Below are 19,770 nucleotides of genomic sequence, written 5' to 3'. Positions count from 1 at the left end.
GTGGGAGCGGACGCCGGGGCGGCGTGGCCCGGCGCGGCGTGGCCGGGTGCGGCGTGGCCGGGCGCGGTGTGGTCCGACCCGGACGCGGCGGCCGACCCGGGCGGGCGGCACCTCGTCGTGCTGCTGCACGGCGCCGGCGGGGTGCCGCACGACATGGTGCCGGTGTTCGACGTGCTGCCGCCCGGCGCCGTGGGCGTGTCGCTCGCGGGCCGGCTGGCGGTGCGGGACAGGCACGCGTGGGCGCCCGTCGACCGGTACGACACCGCGGCGTTCGAGACGTCCGCGCGCACGGTCGCGGGCTGGCTCACCGGGCTGCACGGCTGGTCGTCCGTGGGGCTGGTCGGCTTCTCGCAGGGCGGTGCGGTGGCCGTCCAGCTGTTGCGCGCGGACCCCGCCCGCTTCCGGTCCGTCGTGACGCTGTCGTCGTTCCTCGCGCCGGTGCGGGACGCCCGGGACGCCGCCGTCGCGGCGGTGCGGCCGCCCGTGCTGTGCTGCCACGGCGACCGCGACGACGTCATCCCGGCCCCGGACGCCGCGCGGCTCCGGGCGTGGGTCGACCGGTGCACCCGCGGCACGGTCCGCCGGTACCCCGGCCTCGCGCACACGATGGACGCGGCCGAGGTCGCCGACGTCGGCGACTTCCTGGCGGCACCCGGCTGACGCCCGATGTCGATCCGGAGGTTCCCCCGTTCGACACCGGGGTGAGAGGGTCCGGAGGGGACCCCCGGAACCAGGAGGAACGACCGTGAAGTACATGCTGATCATGCGGGCCACCGAGGAGTCGTACGCCGCGATGCAGGACGTCGACTTCACCGAGGTGCTGAACACGATGGGCGCCTTCAACGACGAGCTGATCTCCTCGGGCGTGCTCGTCGCCGCGGAGGGGCTCGACGACGCCGACAAGGGCGTGGTCGTCGACTACTCGAGCACGCCCCCGATCGTCACCGACGGCCCGTACGGCGAGGCCAAGGAGCTGTTCGGCGGCTACTGGATCCTCGACGTCGCGTCGCAGGAGGAGGCGGTCGAGTGGGCGAAGCGGGCGCCGATGGCCGGGCCCGGGATGAAGGCCGAGATCCGGCGGATCGCGTCGATCGACGAGTTCCCGCAGGACAACGAGTTCGTCCAGCGGGAGCGGGCGTGGCGCGAGGCGACCGGCCAGCTGTGACCCCGGCCCGCGCGGGCCGGGCCGCGGTCGAGGCGGTGTGGCGGATGCACTCCGCGCGCATCGTCGCGACCCTGGCCCGGTCCACCGGTGACTTCTCCCTCGCGGAGGACCTGGCGCAGGAGGCCCTCGCGGAGGCGCTCGTGCAGTGGCCGCGCGAGGGCCCGCCCCGCAACCCGGCGGGCTGGCTCGTGACGGTGGGGCGCCGGCGGGCGGTGGACGCGTACCGGCGCCGCGCGGCCCTCGACCACCGGTACGCCGCGGTCGCGCGGGACCTCGGCGAGGAGGAGGCGCGGGCGGCGACGGGAGACGCGGACCTGCTGTGGGACCCCGACCGCGTCGACGACGACGTCCTCGCCCTGATGTTCGTCGCCTGCCACCCGCTGCTGTCCCGGGAGTCGCAGGTCGCGCTGACGCTGCGGGTGGTCGGCGGGCTCGGCAGCGACGAGATCGCGCGGGCGCTGCTGGTGCCGACCGCGACCGCCCAGGCGCGGATCACCCGCGCGAAGAAGACCCTGTCGGCGGCGCAGGTGCCGTTCGCGGTGCCACCGCCCGAGGACCGCCGGGAGCGGCTCGGCTCGGTGCTCAGCGTCGTCTACGTGATCTTCACCGAGGGCTCGACCGCGACGTCCGGCGACCACTGGATCCGGCAGGACCTCGCCGGCGAGGCCGTGCGGCTGGCGCGCGTGCTCGCGCAGCTCCAGCCCGCGGAGCCCGAGGTGCTCGGCCTGCTCGCGCTGCTGGAGCTCACGTCCGCGCGGTTCGGCGCCCGCACGGGGCCCGACGGCGCCCCCGTGCTGCTGGAGGACCAGGACCGGCGGCGGTGGGACCGCTCGGCGATCCGGCGAGGTCGCGCGGCGCTGGCCGCGGCCGGGCGGACCGGTCGCGGGCTCGGCTTCTACGGGCTGCAGGCCGCCATCGCGGAGTGCCACGCCGTCGCCCCGTCGGTCGGGGCCACCGACTGGGACCGGGTGGTCGTGCTCTACGAGGCGCTCGGGCGGCTCGCCCCCTCACCGGTGGTCGAGCTGAACCGCGCCGTCGCCGTGTCGATGGCCCGCGGGCCCTCCGCGGCGCTGCCCATCGTCGACGAGCTGGCGCGGGGCGGGGCGCTGGGCGGGTCGCACCTGCTGCCGAGCGTGCGCGGGGAGCTGCTGCGGCGGCTCGGCCGGGCCGGGGAGGCCCGCGCGGCGCTCCGGGACGCCGTCGCGCTGTGCGGCAACGCCACCGAGCGGCGGCTGCTGGAGCAGAAGATCGCCGCGCTGGGCTGACGGGTCAGCGGGCGCGGCCCACGCCGCGGGCGAGGCGCGCCCGGACCCGCTCGCGGACCGGGACCCACGGCGCCTGCTGCGGCCAGTGCAGCACCACCGACCGCCAGCCGCGGGCCAGCCGCAGCGCCAGGCCCGCGGGGGAGCGGAACGGCCGCGCCGAGATCGACACCGCCAGCGCGTCGTCGTAGCGCACGGAGCCCGGCTCGAGGTGGAAGCTCAGGTCCAGGTCGTCATGCACGTCGTGGTCGCGGTGCACCGAGGGCCGCGCCGCGCGCCACGCCGACGCGCGCATCGCGAACGCCGACCCGAACACCGGCGTGCCGCCCACCGCCAGCGCGCCCAGGCGGAAGTACGTCTGCATGTACAGCAGGTGCGCGAGGTGCCGGGAGACGAGCCGCATGCCGCGGAACCGCCCCGGCCCCGTGACGGCGGCGGCCGACGGGTCGTCCCGCAGCAGCTCGTCGACGCGGGCCAGCCAGCCCGGCGGCAGCACGCTGTCGGCGTCCACGCGGGCGATCACGTCACCCGTCGCGGCGTCGTACCCGGTGGCCGCGGCGGGCCAGATGCCGCGCCGCGGCTCGTGCACGACGCGGGCCCCCGCCGCCGCCGCGAGGTCCGCGGTCGCGTCCGCGCTGCCGTTGTCCACGACGACCACCTCGTCCGGCGGCCGGGTCTGCGCCGCGAGGGAGGCGAGGCACCGGGGCAGCCGCTGGGCCTCGTCGAGCGCGGGCACGACCACGGTGATCCGCAGCGGCGCGGGGTCGCGGGCGAGCGTTCGGTCGGGCACGGCTCATCCCCTCACGCGGCCGCCGGCCCCGCAACCGCGCCCGGGCTTCCGCTCAGCCGCCACGCCCCCGCGTCGATGGGGAGGAGGCCGTGCCCCGGGTCCGCCGGGCACCGACGCACACCGAGGGGGCCGTCACGGACGCCGACAGGGACGCGCCGCCGCTGGACGACCCGGCGTGGCGGTCCGCGCTGCGGGACGTCCTGCGCGACCCGGCGCGGCCCGCGCTGCACGCCCAGCCGATCGTCGAGCTGGCCACCGGCTTCGTCACCGGGTACGAGCTGCTGTCGCGGTTCGACGGTCCGTGGCGCGCGGCACCGGACGTGTGGTTCGCGGCGGCGCACCGGTGGGGGCTCAACCCGCCCCTGCAGGCGCGGGTGCTCGAGAGGGCCGTCGCGGCGCGGGACGACCTGCCCCCGAACACGTTCCTGACCGTCAACGTGGACCCGCACCTGCTGGCCGACGACCTGGTCGCCGGGGAGCTGCTCCGGCACGCCGACCTGTCGCGCGTCGTCCTCGAGCTCACCGAGCACACGCAGGTGGACGGCGAGGGGCGCGCGATGGCGGCGCTGGACCGCGCCCGCGCGGCCGGCGCGCTGGTCGCGATGGACGACGCCGGCACCGGCTACGCCGGCCTGCAGCTGCTCCTGGAGCTGCGGCCGGACATCGTCAAGCTCGACCGCGCGCTCGTGACGGGCGTCGACGCCGATCCGGTGAAGCGGGCGCTCGTCCAGGTGTTCGGGGACCTGGTCGGCCGGATGGACGCGTGGATCCTCGCCGAGGGCATCGAGACCCGAGGCGAGCTCGACGCCCTGATCGGGCTCGGCGTGCCACTCGGCCAGGGGTGGGCCCTCGGGCGCCCGGCGCCGGACATGCTCGCAGCCCTGCCCGCCGAGGACGCGGCACACATCCGTGCCACCGCGTCGCGCGCCTCGCTGACGGGCAACGTCGCGAGCGTCGTGCGGCCGGCCCGCGCCGGCCGGGACCGCGAGCAGTGCGAGGTGCTGCTCGGCGCCAGCGGGATGGTGCTGGAGGTCCGGGACGCGTCCGGCCGGTGGGCGCCGGCGATGACGGTCGCGCCCAGCGCGCCGGTGGTCGACGTGGCCCGCCGGGCGATGCTCCGGGACGAGCGGCGCCGGTGGGACCCGCTGGTGTGCACGGACGCGAACGGCGCCGTCGTCGGGACCGTCCCGGTCGACGCCCTGATGCTGGCCCTCTGCGACTCATCCGGGACCTGACGCTGCCGATGGACCGGACGGCAGCCCCCGTCGGGGCACGAGATCGAGAAGAGGACACGAGATGAAGGCCTTCCGCTGCGGCGACGTCGTCCCGGGGTGCGCCCGCGCGTTCACCGGCACCGAGGACGAGATCCTCGCTGAGGTGGCGCAGCACGCCCGGCACGACCACGGCCTGGCCGAGGTGCCTGCCGAGCTGGTGGTTCAGGTGCGCGCGGCGATGGTCGCCGCCTGACCTAGGCCGCCAGGTGGAACGTCCGGGCGAACCGGTCGAGCAGCTCCCCGCGCCCGTCCAGCACCTCGACCACGCTCGTGGCGATGGCCCGGTCCGGGGGCAGCTCGCCCGAGATGACCCGGCGGATCCCCGGGCCCGCGGCGAACACGAGGTCCGCGGGCCCGCTCCCGGGCGTCACGTCGAGCGCCGGTCCGTCCACCCGGATCAGCAGCTCGGCGGGACCCAGGTGCGCCGCGTAGGCGGTCGGGGGCAGGTCCGCCGCGACCTGCGGCCGGAACGCGGTGCGCAGGGCGACGGTCATCGAGTCGGGCGTGATCACCTGTCCCTCGCGCGGCTCGCCCATCGCCTTGAACCCCCACGCCCCGAGCGCGTGCACCACCGGCTCGAGCTCGCGCCCGTAGGGGGTCAGCTCGTAGACGATCACCCGGGAGCGCGGCGCCCGCCGGATGACCCCCGCCTCCTGCAGCTCCTTGAGCCGCGCCGCGAGGACGTTGCTGGGGATGCGGGGGAGCCCCGCGGCGAGCTCCCCGTAGCGGCGCGGTCCCACGAGCAGGTCGCGGACGATGAGCAGGGCCCAGCGCTCGCCGACGAGCTCGAGGCCGCGCGTCACCCCGCAGTACTGCCCGTAGTCGCGCGCTGCCACCGGAGTCAGGCCTGCTGGTTCGTCACGGCCTGGGGGCCGTCGGCGGCGGCGACCGGGTCCATCCAGCCGAACTCCAGGACGTTGCCGTCCGGGTCGGTCAGCTGGCGCTGGTACATGAAGCCGTAGTCCGACGCGGGGCGCTCCTCGGTGCCCCCCGCCGCGAGCCCGTCGGCCACCGTGGCGTCCACCGCCTCGCGGCTGTCCAGGAAGATCGCGGTCGCCACCGACACCGTGGTCGCCGGGTCGCCGACCGGCCGGTCGCTGAACGTCTGGAAGAACTCCCGGGTCACGAGCATGACGTAGCTGTGGTCGTCCTCCACGACGACGCACGCCGCGTTGTGGTCCGTGAAGAGCGGGTTGATGGTGAACCCGACGCCCGCGTAGAACGCCTTCGCGCGCTCCAGGTCGGTCACCGGCAGGTTGACGAACATGGCGGTCATCGTGCTCTCCCTCGAACGGTCGACGTGCTGACGTCCTCACACTTGCGAAAGACAAGTGCCGCGTCAAGACCCCCGCCCGGATCGCTCCCCCGCGCGGGGGAGCGCGTGCCAGAGTGGGCGGCGGCCGCCCGGCGCACCGCGGCCCGCGGAGACGAGGAGGCGGCGATGACGCAGTACCTGATCTCGTTCGACGAGGGCGCGATGGCGTCGCTGACGCCGCAGGAGCTGGCCGTCGCGTCCGACGTCAGCCACCGGGTCGTCGAGGACGCCCGGCGCGCGGGCGTGTGGGTCTTCGGCGCCGGCGTGGTGGGCGGGGCGGCGAGCATCGTCGGCACCGACGGGTCGGTGACCACCGGCGAGCACCCGGAGCGCAAGGCCGTCGTCGGCGGGTTCTCCGTCGTCGACGTCCCCACGCGGGACGAGGCGCTGCGCTGGGCGGCGCGGATCGCCGAGGCCTGCCGGTGCGCGCAGGAGGTCCGCGAGCTGATGGACGACGACGCCTGAGGGCGCCGGGGCGACCACGCCCCTCATGCCGTGGGCGGACGCGGGCCGCGCCCCCAGGGGGACGCGCGGTCGAGGGCCGGTCGCCGACGATCGTCACCATGGAGCAGCTCACGCGGTGGATCGACCTCGCCCTGGCGGCCGTCCTGGTGGCCGTCGCGATCACCGGGATCGCCCGTCGCGGCCGGCCCCGGCCCCTGCTCGCCGTGGCCGGGGCGGCGGCGCTCGCGCTGACCGTGACGGCGTACGCGCTCGAGGGGCTCCGGTGGCAGGTCCTGGCCCTCACGGCCGTCGGCGCGGTCGTCGCCGCACTGGTCACCTGGTCCCACCGGCGCGTGCGGGGACGTCTGTCGCGCGGGCTCGCGACCGCCGGCGCCGTGGCCGCGACCGCGGTGGTCGCACTCGCCGCCTGGGCGCTGCCGCCCGCGGTCGTCCCGGCGCCGACCGGGACCTCCGCCGTCGGCGTCTCCACCGCGATGTTCACCGACCCGGCGCGCAGCGCGCACGGCGGCGCCCCGGACGGCACGTCGCGCTCCCTCCCCGTGACGGTCTGGTACCCGTCGGAGGCCGGCCCGGGCGGGCCCCTGCTCGCCGACGACGCCGCGACCACGGTCGGCGGGCTCGCCGACCAGTACGGCCTGCCCGCCTGGGTGCTGGCCGAGCTGCGGGACGCGCACGGTCACGCGACCCCCGACGCGACCCCGCGCGACGGCGCGTTCCCCGTGGTGCTGTTCTCACCCGGGCTGACCAGCAGCCGGTGGCTCTCGGCGTCCTGGGCGGCCGAGGTCGCGAGCCACGGCACCGTCGTCGTCGCGCTCGACCACCCCTTCGACGCCGCCGCCGTGCGGACGGCCGACGGCGTCGTCGCGAGGAGCGCGCTCGTCGCGACGGGGGACGCGGAGACCGACGACCGCCTCGCGCAGGAGTGGGCGCGGACCCGCGCGGCGGACCTCGCGGCGCTGCTCGACGCGCTCGCCGCTGCGCAGCCCGCGACGCCCGCGCTCGCCGGCGCGGACCTCGAGCACGTCGTCGCGACCGGGCACTCGGCGGGTGGCGCCGCCGCGCTGCTGCTCGCGAGCACGGACCCGCGGGTCGACGGCGTCGTCGACATCGACGGCATGCCCCGGTCACCGGCCGTCGACCGGGGGATCCCCGCGGTCGTGCTGGTCGCGGGGGACGCCGGCCCGATGCCCGAGTACGCGCGGGCCACGGACGCCCTGGTGGCAGCGGGGGCGACCCGCGTCACCGTCGACGGCGTCGCGCACCTCGGCTTCACCGACGCCTCCCTGGTGCTGGCGCCGGTGCCGGGCGTGCTCGGTGCGCGGGCGGGCGCCGGCCCGGCGACGGCCGCTGCCGCGACGCTGGCCGTCGTCGACGCCGCCGTGGCGCGCGCGCCGGTGGACCGGGACACGCTGGCCGCTCTGGGCTCGGTCGGCTGAACCGGTGCCCCGTCCCGCGCGCCCGCCCTACGCTGTCCGGATGAGCCGAGCGCTGGACGACGGGCCCTTCTTCCACGGCACGAAGGCCGACCTGCGGACCGGCGACCTGCTCACGGCGGGTTTCCGGTCCAACTACCGGCCCGAGGTCGTGATGAACCACGTGTACTTCACCGCCCTCTCCGACGGGGCCGGGCTCGCCGCGGAGCTCGCCGCCGGCGACGGCGCCCCGCGGGTGTACGTGGTCGAGCCGACCGGGCCGTTCGAGGACGACCCGAACGTCACCGACAAGAAGTTCCCCGGCAACCCCACCCGCTCCTACCGCAGCAGCGCACCGCTGCGGGTGGTCGGCGAGGTCACGGACTGGACGCGCCTGACCCCCGAGGCGCTGGCGACGTGGCGGGAGCGCCTTCGCGTGCTCCGGGACGACGAGCGCGGCGAGATCATCAACTGACCGAGCCGCGTGCCCCCCGCCCGGTGCGGCTGCGCGCGATGCCGACGACCACCAGCGCGCCGGCGAGCGCGGCGAGCACCCCGCCGGCGACCGGGACGACGCGGTCGAGCCGCGCGGCCTGCGCTCGCGTCCAGGCCGCGGTGGAGACGTCGCCCGTCATGAGCGTGGCCAGGACGGTCCCGCTCACCGCGATGCCGGCCGCGGTGGTGACCTGCCCCGCGGTGTCGACCAGCGCGGCGCCGATCGTCGTCCGGTTCTCCGGCAGGCCCCGCATGACGTTGGTGCCCGCGACCACCCCGTTGACCCGCATGCCCGCGGCCACGAGGACGAGGGAGACCGCCACCCACGCATAGCCGGCCGTCCCGAGCGCGGCGTAGACGGCCAGCCCGAGGACGACGGTCACCGCGCTGACCGAGGCCGCCCGCTCCAGGCCGAGCCGCTCCATGACCGGACGGACGAGGAAGCCGCCGCCGATCAGCACCAGCACCTGCGGCAGCGTGCCGAGGGCGGCCTGCGCCGGCGTCCAGCCCCAGGCGAGCTGCAGCTGCAGCGTCACCAGGTAGCCCAGGCCCGCGGTCGCCAGGCCCGTGGCGGCCTTGAACGCGAGCCCGGACGACACGAGGGGGCGCGCGATCAGCGGCAGGTCGATCAGCGGGTGGCGCGCCGAGCGCTCGCGCGCCACGAACGCGAGACCGGCGACGAGGGCGCCGCCGGCGGCCGCCCAGGGGAGCCAGGCTGCGCCGTGCGCATCGACGAAGAGCGTCGGCGTCACGAGCGCGAGCACGATCGCCGCGGTCCCGAGGACCCCGCCGGCGACGTCGACGGCCGCGCGGTGCAGCTCGGCGGGGTCGTCCGCGGCGACACCGCGGCGGATGCAGGCGAACGCCAGGGCCGCGACCGGTGCGTTCACCATCAGCAGGGCCTGCCACGGGGCGAACGCGAGCGCCAGCCCCCCGGCAGCAGGACCGAGGCCGAGGCCGACCAGCCCCACGGTGGAGATGACGGTCGTCGCGCGGACCCGCAGCGCGTCGTCGTCGAACAGGCGGAACGCGAGGGCCAGCGAGCCGGGCGTGGTCATGGCGGCGGCCACCCCCATGCCGGCGCGGACCACGACCAGCTGCCCGGTCGTCGTGACGAGCGCAGTGGCCAGGCTGGCCACCCCGAGCAGGACCAGCCCGGTCAGCATGACCCGACGCCGTCCGGCACGGTCCGCGAGGGCGCTGAGGGTGAGCATGAGGCCGCCGAAGAGCACGGCGTAGGCGCCGGTGACCAGCTGCAACGACGGGGCGGAGGCGTGCAGGTCGCGGCCGATGGTCGGCAGCGCGACGTTCAGGATCGAGTTGTCGAGCATCTCGACCAGGAACACGGCCGACAGGCCGAGCAGGGCGACCCACGCCTCGCGCAGGTTCCTCGGGGGTCGATCGGGGGTGGCCGTCGCGGCGACGCGCGGGTGCTGCTGTGCGGACAACGGGGTGCACTCCTTCGAGGAAGAAGTGGCGACTCACCCGAGACCGCGTGCGCGCGCCGACCCGTACGGGACGGCGTTTTTCCTTCAGACGACCGCGAGCGTACCCCCGTTCTCCAGGAGGTGCCCGCGGCGCCAGACCGCCCGGATCGGCAGCGGGGCATCGTCGCGACGCCGGTCCTGGCGCTCCCGACGCCGACGCCTGCCCCCGGACGCGAGTCACGGTCCGACCGCGGGTGGATGCCTGGTGGTCCGGGCGGCTGGCACGGTGGTCCGGTGCCGTTCACGCTCGCCCACCCCGCCGCCGTGCTCCCGCTCGCTCGCGGCCCCCTGGTCCCGTCGGCTCTCGTCGCGGGCTCGCTGAGCCCGGACGTGCCGTACTTCCTCCCGGTGCCGCGGTCTGCGGGCTCCTGGTACGAGCCGTTCGTGAACGCGACGGCGACCCACTCGTGGCCGGGTGCGGTGACCGCGGCGGTGCCCCTCGCAGCCGCGTTGCTCGGACTGTGGTGGGTGGTGCGTGCACCCCTGCGGTCGCTCGTCGCCACGGGGCAGGACCAGCGGCGGGTTCCCCGGTCGCGTCAGCCGGCACGTGCGATCCCGTGGGTGCTCGTGTCGCTGACCCTGGGCGTGCTGACGCACGTGGCGTGGGACGCGTTCACCCACGGTGACGGAGCGGTCGTGCAGAAGATGGCGTGGCTGCGCGAGCCGCTCGTCGGGGACGTCACCGCCGCGCGCGTCCTGCAGCACGTGAGCACCGCGGTCGGGCTGCTCGCGCTCGCCGTGTGGGGCGCACGGAGGGTGGGCGCCTGGCACGCCGGCGGCGGCCGCCTCGTCCTCGACCGGGCCCGGCTGCTGACGGTCCTGGTCCTGGGCGGCGCAGGCGTGGCGGGTGCCGTCGTCGGCGCCGCCGGCTCGGCGGGCGCGGGCCTCGAGGTCGCGCTGTCCTCGGCCGCCAAGGACGGGGGGACCGCGTGCGCCGTGGTCGCGCTCGCCGGGGCCGGGGTGTGGTGGCTGCGGCGGCTCAGCCGGCCGCTCGGGGCGCGGGTCGCCATCACCGGCGACGACGACGGTCCGGGCGCCGCACGGGGGTGAGGCGGCTGCGGCCGCCCGACAGCTCACTCACGCGACAGCGCCCGGGCGAGGACGCCCGCCGCGACCGCGAGCCCGACGAGCACGGCGCCCACCTGGTGGAACGCGGCGAGGGCGGCCGACCCGTCGCCGCCCGCCGCGGCGATCGAGCCGAGCACGCTGACCCCCACCGCGCCGCCGAGCCGCTGGACGATGTTGTACAGCGTGTTGCCGTCGGCGAGCTCGCGCTCCTGGAGCGGTGCGAGGAACGCGCTGAGCAGGGGCGTCGTCACGAACCCCGCGGCGAGCGCCCGGCCGCAGAGCATGATCGCGGTGGCCCACAGCGGCGTGTCCCGCGTGAGCAGCAGCATGACCGCGCTCGACGCAGCCAGCACCGCGAACCCGAGCGTGACGAGGGTCCGCAGCGGCATGTGCGCCGAGATGCGCTGGCCGAGCGCGGTCCCCAGCCCCATGACGACGCCCTGGGGGAGCAGGGCGACCCCCGTCGCCAGCGCCGAGTGGCCCTGCACCTGCTGGGTGAACACGGGCATGAGGAACACGGTGCCGAAGGCGATGACCGACGCGAGGACCTGGAGCGCCAGGGCGAGGACGGACTGGCCGCCGCGGACGACGTCGAGCCGCACGGCGGGGGACTCCCGGCTCACCGCCCACCGGACGTAGGCCGCGAGCAGGAGGACGCCGACGACGAGCAGCGTGAGGGGCTGCGCCCGACTCCACCCGTCCGCCGCGCCGCGGGTGGCGCCGAGAAGCACCGCGACCAGGCCGCCGGAGAGCAGGACGAACCCCGCCGGGTCGAAGCGCGTGCCGCTGCGGGCGCGCTCCCCGACGTCCCGCAGCCGCAGGGCGAGCAGCAGGCCGAGGGCACCCACCGGCACGTTGACCAGGAAGACCCACCGCCACCCGCCGGCGCCGATCAGGAGACCGCCGAGCGACGGCCCGAGCGCCGGGGCCAGGAACAGCACGACGGCCGCCGACACGGGGACCTTGCCGCCGCCGACGCCGTCCTTGCCGAGCAGGATGCTCAGGGCCAGCGGGACCAGGGGAGCGCCGACGAAGCCCTGGACGACCCGGGCGATGACGAGCAGCTCGATCGTCGGGGCGAGGGCGCACACCGCCGACACGACGACGAAGCACGCCATGCTGACCAGGTAGACCCGCATCGTGCCGAAGCGGCGCGAGGCGTACGCCGTGAGGGCGAGGCCCACCGCGAGCGACAGCAGGTAGCCGGACACGACCCACTGGACGGTGTCGAGCCCGACCGCCAGGTCGTGCGCGATGTCCGGCACCGCGACGTTGACGATGCTCGAGTCCAGCATGCTCAGCGCGGGCCCGACGAGCAGCCCGTAGCGCGCGACCGTGCCGAGCGTCGTGCCGGTGGTGCGTGCGTCCTCGCCGGCGACGGTCACGGCCGCTCCGCCTCGGAGCGCAGGGCCTCGAGCCACCGCAGCTCCTGCTCCAGGCGGTCGACGAGCTGCTCCTGCGCGCGGCGGCGCCAGGGTCGACCGGGTCCCGGCGCCGGCCCGGCGAGCAGGCCCTGCACCTGCGCGAGCGCCTGCTCGACGACTCCGCGTCGCACGGCGAGGACGCCGAGCCGCGCCGGGACCGGGAGCTCGTCGAAGAAGCTGACGCGGAGCAGGAACTCCTCGTCGTCGTCCGCGAGGTCGCGGGGGAGCGTCGACACCAGGTCGATCAGCAGCGCCCGGCCGGACTCCGTGATCGTGTAGACGTTGCGCGGCGGGCGGCCCTCCTGCTGCTCCACGACCTTGGTCACCGCGCCGTCGCGCTCCAGCCGCCGCAGCGCGGGGTACAGCGCGTTGTTGTTGACCGGTGCGATCGAGGGGCGCCGGATCCGGTTCTTCAGCTCGTAGCCGTGGACCGGCCCGCCCCGCAGCACGCTGAGTGCGTAGATCTCCACCGTCATTCGTCCACCGTAACCTATGCCCGACTGGACGGCCCCCGCTTTTCGTGGCCACGTGCGAGGAATCAGGCACGCTCCTAGCGTGGTCGGACGCCCGGACCACGGGCGGACCTGCGGACACCGAGCTCGAGGGAGAACGCGATGCGCACCACCGACATGCTGCGGACCTACCCCGCCACGCTGCACCTCGACCGCGACAGGCTCGCGCACGCGATCGAGTCGCTCGCCGAGTGCGCCCAGGCGTGCACCGCGTGCGCGGACGCGTGCCTGAGCGAGGAGATGGTCGCCGACCTGCGCACCTGCATCCGGAGGAACCTGGACTGCGCCGACAGCTGCGGCGCCACCGCCCGGATCCTGTCGCGCCACACCGGCTACGACCCGACCACCACCCGCGCCCACCTGGAGGCGTGCATCGCGGCCTGCCGGGCGTGCGGCGACGAGTGCGCCCAGCACGCGGACATGCACGAGCACTGCCGGGTCTGCGCCGAGGCGTGCCGCGCCTGCGAGCGCGCCTGTCGGGACCTGCTGGCCACGATGTCCTGACCGGTGCGCCTCGGGCGCCCTCTGCTCCGGCGGCGCGCCGGGGGCGGCATCCGTGATGCTCGAGCAGGTGTAGGGCACGCTCGGCTCTGGGCGGAGACGGCGGCGTCCGAGGCCTCGCCGCGCGTCACCACACGTCAGGAGGACGGGATGACGACCCCACGGCGGTCGCGGTTCGCGGTCATCGGGCCCGGCGCGATCGGCACCACCATCGCTGCCGCGCTCCACGAGCAGGGGCGCACCCCGCTGGTCGCCGGCCGCACGCCGGCACGCGAGCTCCGGCTCGAGTCCGACCAGGGGGACGTGGTCGTCCCCGGACCGGTCCGCACCGACCCGGACGGCGTCGCCGAGACGGCCGACGTCGTCTTCCTCGCGGTGAAGGCGACGCAGACGGCGTCCGCCGCGCCCTGGCTCGCGGCGCTGTGCGGCCCGGGCACGGTCGTCTGCGTGCTGCAGAACGGCGTGGAGCAGCTCGGCACCGTGACGCCGCTCGTCCGCGGAGCCGTCGTCGTGCCGGCCGTGGTCTGGTTCCCGGCGGTCCGCGAGCCCGGCGGCGCCGTCCGCCTCCTGGCCGACCCGCGCCTCACCGTGCCGGACGCCCCCGGGTCCGCGACGATCGGCGCTGCGCTGGACGGGACCCGCTGCGCGGTGGAGGTCGCCGCCGACTTCCCGACGATGGCGTGGCGGAAGCTCCTGCAGAACGCGGCGGCCGGGCTCATGGCGATCACGGGCCGGCGTTCGGGCGTGTTCCGCCGCGAGGACATGGGCGGTCTGACTCTCGCCTACCTCGCCGAGTGCCTCGCGGTCGCGCGGGCCGAGGGCGCGCGGCTGGGGGACGACGAGCCCCAGCGGATCCTCGACGCGTTCCGGGCGTCCCCGGCCGACCGGGGGACCTCGATCCTCGCCGACCGCGAGAACGGTCGACCGCTCGAGTGGGACATCCGCAACGGCGTCGTCCAGCGACGCGGCAGGGAGCTCGGCATCCCCACGCCGATCAGCGACGTCCTGGTGCCGCTGCTCGCCGCCACGTGCGGCCCCACCCGTGAGGAGCTCGCCCGATGAGCACCGACCCCCTGTCCCGGCTCGCCGACCTCGAGACGGTCAGCCCCGTCCCCGACCTCGCGGCGGTGCAGCGCCGTGCCCGGGCCCTGCGGACGGCCCGCCGACGCACGCGCCTGACCGTGGGGACGGTCGGCCTCGCCGCCGTGCTGACGGTCGGCGGCGTCGTCGTCCCGCAGCTGGGCGGACAGACGCCCGGAGTGCCCGGCGCGCCCGCCGTCGCCCTGGCGCTGGGCGTCGCACCCGCTCGCGCGTCGGACGCTGCCACCGGCTGCGGCTCCGGCTACGCCGAGTGGGCCGACCCCGACGAGTGGGCCGCCGACAGCCGCATCACCCGCGCGGCGGCCCTGCTCGGGGACGCCCCGTGGCCGCTCGCGAGCGTCGGCGTGCACGACCAGACGATGGACTGCCCGGACGCCGTGCCCGTCGCGGTGCTGCTCGACACCGACCCGCTGCGGGGGATCGCCGTGTACGCCGACGTGGCGGACCCGTTCCCCGCCGGCACCGACGGGGTCACGGACGTCAGCGTCCGAGGCGTCGACGGGCGGCTGCGTGACCTCGGCGCCGGGATCCTCATGACCTGGGTCGACGAGGCCGGGGTCCGGTGGCTCGTCAACGGCAGCGGGATGACCCCCGACGACCTGGTCGCCGTCGTCGACGGGCTCGCCGTCGACGGCGTCCACGTCGACGCCGCGTCCGCACCCGCCGCCTACGAGTCGGTCCCGGTCCCGGACGGGCCCGCCGACCGCACCACGCGCACCTGGTGGGTCACCTACGGCGACACGGCGTCCGTCGAGAGCTCCGACGGCACGGCGGAGCCGCCCCTCGGTGGCGGGGTGGAGCTGCAGGCACAGCTCGCGACCGCACCGCCGGAGGTCGCGGTGAGCTACTGGGCGCAGGAGACGGTGCTGGTCGACGTCGCCGGTCACCGGGCCGTGTTCAGCCCCTGGGGCGACCCCGACTCCGACGTGGGCGGGTGGCTGAGCTGGCAGGCCGACGGTGTCCGCTACACGGTGTCGGGCGCGCTGCCGGTCGAGGAGCTCGCGGAGCTTGCCCGCCGCACGGTGCCCGCGGACGTCACGGATCCGCGGTTCGCGGGACTGCCGGTGCTCCCGGACGCGGGCTGACCGGCGCCGGCCGAGCCCGCGCGGCCCTCCTGACGACCGTGCCCGCGGTGGTCAGGAGGGCGCCTGCGCCCCGGGGACCGGCAGCCGCGCGAGCCGGCGCACCGCCGCCAGCCCGTCGGCGCTGCCCGGCCAGTGCCGCTCCAGCGCCCCCGCGCCCGAGCGCCGGACCACCGCGCGCAGCACCAGGGCGACGACCACCGCGTCGTCCGCGAAGCCGATCACCGGGATGACGTCCGGCACCAGGTCGAACGGCAGGGCGAGGTACGCCATCAGCAGCCACAACCGGACCCGGACGCCGCGGGGGAGCGAGGGGTCCCCGGCGAGCCGCCGGACCAGTCGCAGCACGTCGGGCAGCAGCCGCAGCGCCTCACGCGCCGTGCCCTCCTCGGGGCGCCCGACCCACAGAGCGACGACCAGCGCGAGCCACAGGAGCAGCGCGCCGCCGACGACGGCCAGCGCCCAGGTCACCAGTGCGTGGTCCACGGGTCGAGTGTCGGGGTCGGGACGCGTCCTGCGCGACCGGGCACCTCACCGCGGTCGCCAGCCGCCGTCCTCCCGGACGGCACGGCTGATCCGCTGGCTGATCTCGCGCAGCTGCCGGGCCTGCCGCGCCGTCAGGCGGTCGAGCACGAGCCGGTGGACGACCTCCGCGTGGCCGGGGGTCGCGCTCCGCACCTTCTCCGCCCCGAGGTCCGTGAGGACGGCCAGGGTGTAGCGCCCGTCGGCGGGGTCCGGTGTGCGTCGCAGCCAGCCCTGCGTCTCCAGCCGCGTGGCCGCGCGGGACAGCCGCGACAGGGTGCTGTTGGCGTACCCCGCCAGGACGCTCATCCGCAGCGTGCGGTCGGGCGCCGTGGCCAGCGCGTACAGGACGCCGTACTCGAAGTGGGAGAGCTGCGCGTCGCGCTGGAGCTGGCCGTCCAGCGCAGCGGGGAGCCACTCCAGGACGGTCGCCAGGGCGGCCCACGTCTCGAGCTCGTCGCCCGTCAGCTCCGTGGGCGCGCTCGCGGGGGCGTCGGGGTCCGGCATGGCGATGAGCCTACGCGGACACCGCCTCCGGTCACGCCACTATCACTTGCTCGGGAAAGTGATACGTTCCTCGCTGTCGCTTGCCTGAGCACGTGACTCGACGAACGGGGAGAGCAGTCGTGGATCTGGATCTGGTGGGGAAGCGCGCGTTCGTGAGCGGGTCGACGCAGGGGATCGGCTACGCGATCGCCGAGGCGCTGCTGGCCGAGGGTGCGGAGGTCGTCGTCCACGGGCGGAGCCAGGAGCGGGTGCAGGCGGCCGTGCGGTCGCTCGAGGCGTCCGTCCCGGGCGCCACGGTCTCCGGTGCCGCGGCCGACGTCGCGGACCCCGCGCAGGTCCGGCGGCTGCTGGGGTCGCTCGGCGAGGTGGACGTGCTCGTGAACAACGTGGGCGTCTTCGGCGTCGGCGCGTTCGAGGACGTCGCCGACGAGGAGTGGCAGCGGTACGTCGACGTCAACGTCATGAGCGGCGTGCGCCTGTCCCGGCACGTGCTCCCCGGCATGCTCGCGCGCGGCTGGGGCAGGATCCTCTTCATCAGCAGCGAGTCCGGCGTGGACGTGCCCGGCGACATGCTGCCCTACGGCGTGTCCAAGGCCGCGGCGCTCGCCCTCGCGAACGGCCTGGCCAAGCTCACCCGGGGAACCGGTGTCACCGTCAACACGATCCTCGGCGGCCCGACGTACTCCGACGGCGTCGCCCGCGCCGTCGAGGAGATCTCCCGCGGACAGGGCGTGCCCGTGGACGAGATGAAGCGCGCGATCGCGGCCGGGAACGCGACCTCGCTCCTGCAGCGGTTCATCGACCCCGCGGAGATCGCCAGCCTCGCCACCTACCTGGCGAGCCCCGTCTCCTCCGCCACCAACGGCGCCGCCCTGCGCGCCGACGGAGGGGTCCTCACGACGCTCCTCTGAGCCCACGACCGCCGCGAGCGCACGCCGACGACCGGGGTCGGTCGTCCTTCCTCGCGAGGAGTCCGTCGTCCGCTACGGTGCCGGCAGCACCGGGCACGGCCCCGGTCGGACGAGGGGGACGTCGTGGGCGTGCGGTCGGCGGCAGGGGAGCGGGCGGTGCGGACTCGCGTCCGAGCGGCGGCACGGGTGCTCGCCGTGGTGGCGCTCGTGCTCGCCGTCGCGGACGGGTTCCGGTGGGGCAACCGCTGGTACGTCGCCACGCAGCTCGCGCGGACGGATGCCGGCGGGGGCGACGCGATGGTCGTGCACGCGCACGACGCCCTGGTGCGCGGGCTCGCCCTGCTGGTGGTGGCGGTCGTCGCCGCCGTGGTCGGCTGGCGCCTGCGGGTCGTCGCGCAACGCTGACGGGGCCCACGATCCAGCGTCGCGCACGGCGTCGAGGTCCCGCTGCGTCGCGTGCACGACGCCTCCACGTCGTTCGACCGGGCCGGCGGCGTGCGGCGGCTGCCGGCCCGGGAGCCCGCCGAGGTGGTGTGCCACAACGACGCAGCCCCGTACGACGACGCCCGAGGCTGCTGTGCGACGCCTACGGGACCGCCGACCTGCCGGGTCTCGTCCACACCGTCGTCGTGCGCCTGCGCGAGCTCGCGCGGTTCACGCGGGATCGAGCCGACGGCGACCCCGAGCTGCGGCGGCACACCGACCTGTACCTGCGCGACGCGGCGTGGGTCGAGCAGCACGCCCAGACGCTCATCCGATGAGCCGGAGCGGCTCGGGACGTCCGACCCCGCGCCGGCGCGCCGACCCGCGCCTCAGCCCCTCGTCCGCGCCGCTGAGGACGCCGGTGCATGCGTCGGCCCGGTGTCCGGAGCGACGGTGTCCCGAGCGGCCGGGCCCTCAGCACCGGTGCCGTGCCAGCGGAACCGGTCGACGAGGGCGCGGGCCCGGGGGACGCGCGTGACCGCGGCGAGCACGAGGTAGCCGACCGCGCCGCCGACGACGTTGAAGAGCAGGTCGTTGACGTCCGCGAGGTGGCCGCCACCCAGCAGGTGCGCGGTGACGAGCTGCGTCACCTCGATCCCCAGGCTGACGCACGCCGCCACCGCCACGGTCCGCGACCACGAGGGCCGGACCATGAGCAGCGGCACCAGCATCCCCAGCGGGACGAAGACCACGATGTTCATGACCGCATCGGCCACCTCGTACCCCGCCAGCGGCACGAGGGCCAGGTGGTCGCCCCAGGCGGCGCTGCTGGCGGGCTTGTCGAGGAAGATCGGGAACACCGTGTTCGCGACGATCCCCGCCGCGTACACGCAGAGCGCGAGAGCGAGCGCGGCGCGCGGGACCGAGAACCGCCCACGCCGCGCCAGGGACCACAGCAGCGCCGTCAGGGTGGCCGCGGCCAGCGGGACGACGACCGGGAGAACGGGGACCTGGCGGAACACGGGCGGATGGACCTCTCGGGCGGGCGACGGCGGCACGTCGGCACGACCCGACGACGAGCCAGCGTCGCAGTGACCCGCGGAGACGTGCATCCACCTGGGGTGGGACATCACGTGCAGGGCGCGACTCAGTCGAGCGGGGGTGTGACGGTGACGGGCGCGCCCCAGTCGGAGTACTGCTGCAGCGTCGTGGTCTGCACCCCGCCCACGTCGACCGTCGCCTGGTTGCCGACCACGACGTGACCGGGCGCCAGCCACACGATCATCTCCTGCACCTGTGCGCCACCGAGGGCGGCGAACGGCGCGTCGGCCTGCAGCCGCCACGCGTGCACCTCCGAGCCGTCCTGCAGGGTGACGACGTCCTGGTCGGTCTGCACCGTCCAGGTCGCGGCGGCCGCGATCAGGGCTGCGCCGAGCGACGGGTCCGACGCGGCACGGTAGGCCTGGCCGATGGTCCCGGCGAGCATCTCCTCGGGGTCGCTGCTCGTCGGGTCGCCGTGCACCCACGCGCCGTCGATCGTGACCCAGGCGTCGTCGGCGGTGAGCACGAACGAGGTCTCGCCGTCGGCGCTCGTCATCGTGCCCGCCATCTGCGAGGCGTCGCCGTACACGAAGTCGACCTCGCCCGACGAGTCCCCCGAGAGCAGGTACTCGTGCCCGGACCCGGCGGCGCGGGAGAACCCCTCCACGCACGCGGCCAGCGCGGTCCCGGTCACCGTTGCGCCGGGGGCCAGCTCGACCTCGTCGCACTCGGCCGGCGCGGTGACGACGACCGGTCCCGGCCCGGACGGAGCGGCCGACGCCGACGGATCTGTCGACGCGGTGGTCATCGGCGTGCTCGACGCGGTGGGCGCGACGGGGTCCGCGGTGCACCCGGCGAGCGCGAGCAGCACGACGGGGACGACGACGAGCGGGGCGCGAAGGGGGCGACGCATGCCGCGAACCTAGCGGCGAGCTCGGGGCGCCGACCAGGCCGGTCGTGCGACCGTCTCGCACCGTGGACCGCGCTGACCTGCGGCGATGAGCGAGATTCCC

The 19,770-nt window shown here is 76.1% G+C and carries 25 protein-coding genes; 15 read left to right on the top strand and 10 right to left on the bottom strand.

The window, feature by feature from the left end:
* From QNH85_RS01645 to QNH85_RS01635, 3 genes are all read left to right on the top strand, one after another.
* Positions 1-660 (top strand): alpha/beta hydrolase, encoded by a 660-nt coding sequence (locus QNH85_RS01645; RefSeq protein ID WP_282944161.1) that lies wholly within the window; start codon positions 1-3, stop codon positions 658-660.
* 94 nt (positions 661-754) lie between these two features.
* On the top strand, positions 755-1,165 hold the full coding sequence (locus QNH85_RS01640; RefSeq protein ID WP_428830343.1) for a YciI family protein: 411 nt from the start codon (positions 755-757) through the stop codon (positions 1,163-1,165).
* Between the two features lie 44 nt (positions 1,166-1,209).
* Positions 1,210-2,430: an RNA polymerase sigma factor gene (locus QNH85_RS01635; protein WP_282944340.1), complete on the top strand. Its 1,221-nt coding sequence runs from the start codon at positions 1,210-1,212 to the stop codon at positions 2,428-2,430.
* A 4-nt stretch (positions 2,431-2,434) separates the two neighbouring features.
* Here QNH85_RS01635 and QNH85_RS01630 read toward each other — a convergent pair whose 3' ends face one another.
* A complete protein-coding gene (locus QNH85_RS01630; protein ID WP_282944159.1) occupies positions 2,435-3,217 on the bottom strand; it encodes a glycosyltransferase family A protein in 783 nt (260 codons plus the stop codon).
* Between the two features lie 89 nt (positions 3,218-3,306).
* On the opposite strand from QNH85_RS01630, the gene QNH85_RS01625 reads away from it, so the two are divergent.
* Positions 3,307-4,452, top strand: a complete 1,146-nt coding sequence (locus QNH85_RS01625; protein WP_282944158.1) for an EAL domain-containing protein — start codon at positions 3,307-3,309, stop codon at positions 4,450-4,452.
* 61 nt (positions 4,453-4,513) lie between these two features.
* Positions 4,514-4,684 (top strand): DUF1059 domain-containing protein, encoded by a 171-nt coding sequence (locus QNH85_RS01620; protein WP_282944157.1) that lies wholly within the window; start codon positions 4,514-4,516, stop codon positions 4,682-4,684.
* Between the two features lies 1 nt (position 4,685).
* Here the strand turns inward: QNH85_RS01620 and QNH85_RS01615 are convergent, their stop codons facing one another.
* Complete coding sequence (locus QNH85_RS01615; RefSeq protein WP_282944156.1) at positions 4,686-5,327, bottom strand: winged helix-turn-helix transcriptional regulator; 642 nt, start codon at positions 5,325-5,327, stop codon at positions 4,686-4,688.
* 5 nt (positions 5,328-5,332) lie between these two features.
* A complete protein-coding gene (locus QNH85_RS01610) occupies positions 5,333-5,767 on the bottom strand; it encodes a VOC family protein (protein ID WP_282944155.1) in 435 nt (144 codons plus the stop codon).
* A gap of 165 nt (positions 5,768-5,932) precedes the next feature.
* Between QNH85_RS01610 and QNH85_RS01605 the strand changes: the two genes are divergently transcribed.
* The 3 genes from QNH85_RS01605 (at position 5,933) to arr (ending at position 8,158) form a co-directional block, all read left to right on the top strand.
* Positions 5,933-6,271: a YciI family protein gene (locus tag QNH85_RS01605; RefSeq protein WP_282944154.1), complete on the top strand. Its 339-nt coding sequence runs from the start codon at positions 5,933-5,935 to the stop codon at positions 6,269-6,271.
* Between the two features lie 98 nt (positions 6,272-6,369).
* Positions 6,370-7,707 carry an alpha/beta hydrolase gene (locus QNH85_RS01600; RefSeq protein ID WP_282944152.1) on the top strand — a complete coding sequence of 446 codons (1,338 nt, stop codon included), beginning with the start codon at positions 6,370-6,372 and terminating at the stop codon, positions 7,705-7,707.
* A 40-nt stretch (positions 7,708-7,747) separates the two neighbouring features.
* A complete protein-coding gene (arr, locus tag QNH85_RS01595; protein WP_282944151.1) occupies positions 7,748-8,158 on the top strand; it encodes an NAD(+)--rifampin ADP-ribosyltransferase in 411 nt (136 codons plus the stop codon).
* Here arr and QNH85_RS01590 read toward each other — a convergent pair.
* On the bottom strand, positions 8,151-9,626 hold the full coding sequence (locus tag QNH85_RS01590) for an MFS transporter (protein ID WP_282944149.1): 1,476 nt from the start codon (positions 9,624-9,626) through the stop codon (positions 8,151-8,153). The genes arr and QNH85_RS01590 overlap by 8 nt on opposite strands.
* Positions 9,627-9,899: 273 nt before the next feature.
* On the opposite strand from QNH85_RS01590, the gene QNH85_RS01585 reads away from it, so the two are divergent.
* On the top strand, positions 9,900-10,715 hold the full coding sequence (locus QNH85_RS01585; protein ID WP_282944147.1) for a DUF4184 family protein: 816 nt from the start codon (positions 9,900-9,902) through the stop codon (positions 10,713-10,715).
* A 23-nt stretch (positions 10,716-10,738) separates the two neighbouring features.
* Here the strand turns inward: QNH85_RS01585 and QNH85_RS01580 are convergent, their stop codons facing one another.
* Both QNH85_RS01580 and QNH85_RS01575 read right to left on the bottom strand, forming a co-directional pair.
* Positions 10,739-12,118, bottom strand: coding sequence for a DHA2 family efflux MFS transporter permease subunit (locus QNH85_RS01580; protein WP_282944145.1), 1,380 nt, complete (start codon positions 12,116-12,118; stop codon positions 10,739-10,741).
* Positions 12,115-12,633 carry a PadR family transcriptional regulator gene (locus tag QNH85_RS01575; RefSeq protein WP_282944143.1) on the bottom strand — a complete coding sequence of 173 codons (519 nt, stop codon included), beginning with the start codon at positions 12,631-12,633 and terminating at the stop codon, positions 12,115-12,117. The genes QNH85_RS01580 and QNH85_RS01575 overlap by 4 nt, the downstream gene beginning before the upstream one ends.
* A 138-nt stretch (positions 12,634-12,771) precedes the next feature.
* Between QNH85_RS01575 and QNH85_RS01570 the strand changes: the two genes are divergently transcribed.
* The 3 genes from QNH85_RS01570 (at position 12,772) to QNH85_RS01560 (ending at position 15,356) form a co-directional block, all read left to right on the top strand.
* Positions 12,772-13,173 (top strand): four-helix bundle copper-binding protein, encoded by a 402-nt coding sequence (locus tag QNH85_RS01570; protein WP_282944141.1) that lies wholly within the window; start codon positions 12,772-12,774, stop codon positions 13,171-13,173.
* Between the two features lie 147 nt (positions 13,174-13,320).
* Entirely contained in the window at positions 13,321-14,232 is a 912-nt protein-coding gene (locus QNH85_RS01565) for an oxidoreductase (RefSeq protein ID WP_282944140.1), read from the top strand.
* Positions 14,229-15,356: a hypothetical protein gene (locus QNH85_RS01560; RefSeq protein ID WP_282944139.1), complete on the top strand. Its 1,128-nt coding sequence runs from the start codon at positions 14,229-14,231 to the stop codon at positions 15,354-15,356. Before QNH85_RS01565 ends, QNH85_RS01560 begins: the two co-directional genes overlap by 4 nt.
* A gap of 51 nt (positions 15,357-15,407) precedes the next feature.
* On the opposite strand, the gene QNH85_RS01555 is transcribed toward QNH85_RS01560, so the two are convergent.
* Together QNH85_RS01555 and QNH85_RS01550 are read right to left on the bottom strand one after the other, a co-directional pair.
* Positions 15,408-15,839: a YkvA family protein gene (locus QNH85_RS01555; RefSeq protein WP_282944138.1), complete on the bottom strand. Its 432-nt coding sequence runs from the start codon at positions 15,837-15,839 to the stop codon at positions 15,408-15,410.
* A 45-nt stretch (positions 15,840-15,884) separates the two neighbouring features.
* Positions 15,885-16,382: a MarR family winged helix-turn-helix transcriptional regulator gene (locus QNH85_RS01550; RefSeq protein WP_282944137.1), complete on the bottom strand. Its 498-nt coding sequence runs from the start codon at positions 16,380-16,382 to the stop codon at positions 15,885-15,887.
* Between the two features lie 119 nt (positions 16,383-16,501).
* Here QNH85_RS01550 and QNH85_RS01545 point away from each other — a divergent pair, with 119 nt between their 5' ends.
* From QNH85_RS01545 to QNH85_RS01535, 3 genes are all read left to right on the top strand, one after another.
* A complete protein-coding gene (locus QNH85_RS01545; protein WP_282944135.1) occupies positions 16,502-17,293 on the top strand; it encodes an SDR family NAD(P)-dependent oxidoreductase in 792 nt (263 codons plus the stop codon).
* A 156-nt stretch (positions 17,294-17,449) separates the two neighbouring features.
* Positions 17,450-17,698: a hypothetical protein gene (locus QNH85_RS01540; RefSeq protein ID WP_282944134.1), complete on the top strand. Its 249-nt coding sequence runs from the start codon at positions 17,450-17,452 to the stop codon at positions 17,696-17,698.
* Positions 17,699-17,826: 128 nt separating this feature from the next.
* Positions 17,827-18,054: a hypothetical protein gene (locus tag QNH85_RS01535; RefSeq protein ID WP_282944132.1), complete on the top strand. Its 228-nt coding sequence runs from the start codon at positions 17,827-17,829 to the stop codon at positions 18,052-18,054.
* Between the two features lie 51 nt (positions 18,055-18,105).
* On the opposite strand, the gene QNH85_RS01530 is transcribed toward QNH85_RS01535, so the two are convergent.
* Positions 18,106-18,738: a VanZ family protein gene (locus QNH85_RS01530; protein ID WP_282944131.1), complete on the bottom strand. Its 633-nt coding sequence runs from the start codon at positions 18,736-18,738 to the stop codon at positions 18,106-18,108.
* A 125-nt stretch (positions 18,739-18,863) separates the two neighbouring features.
* Positions 18,864-19,670, bottom strand: a complete 807-nt coding sequence (locus QNH85_RS01525) for a hypothetical protein (RefSeq protein ID WP_282944129.1) — start codon at positions 19,668-19,670, stop codon at positions 18,864-18,866.
* Positions 19,671-19,770 lie beyond the last annotated feature (100 nt).

The organism is Cellulomonas endometrii, assembly GCF_949769265.1.
GTDB lineage: Bacteria > Actinomycetota > Actinomycetes > Actinomycetales > Cellulomonadaceae > Cellulomonas > Cellulomonas endometrii.
The sequence above is the reverse complement of the archived record's forward strand: the minus strand, read 5'-3'. Positions and strand labels throughout refer to the sequence as shown.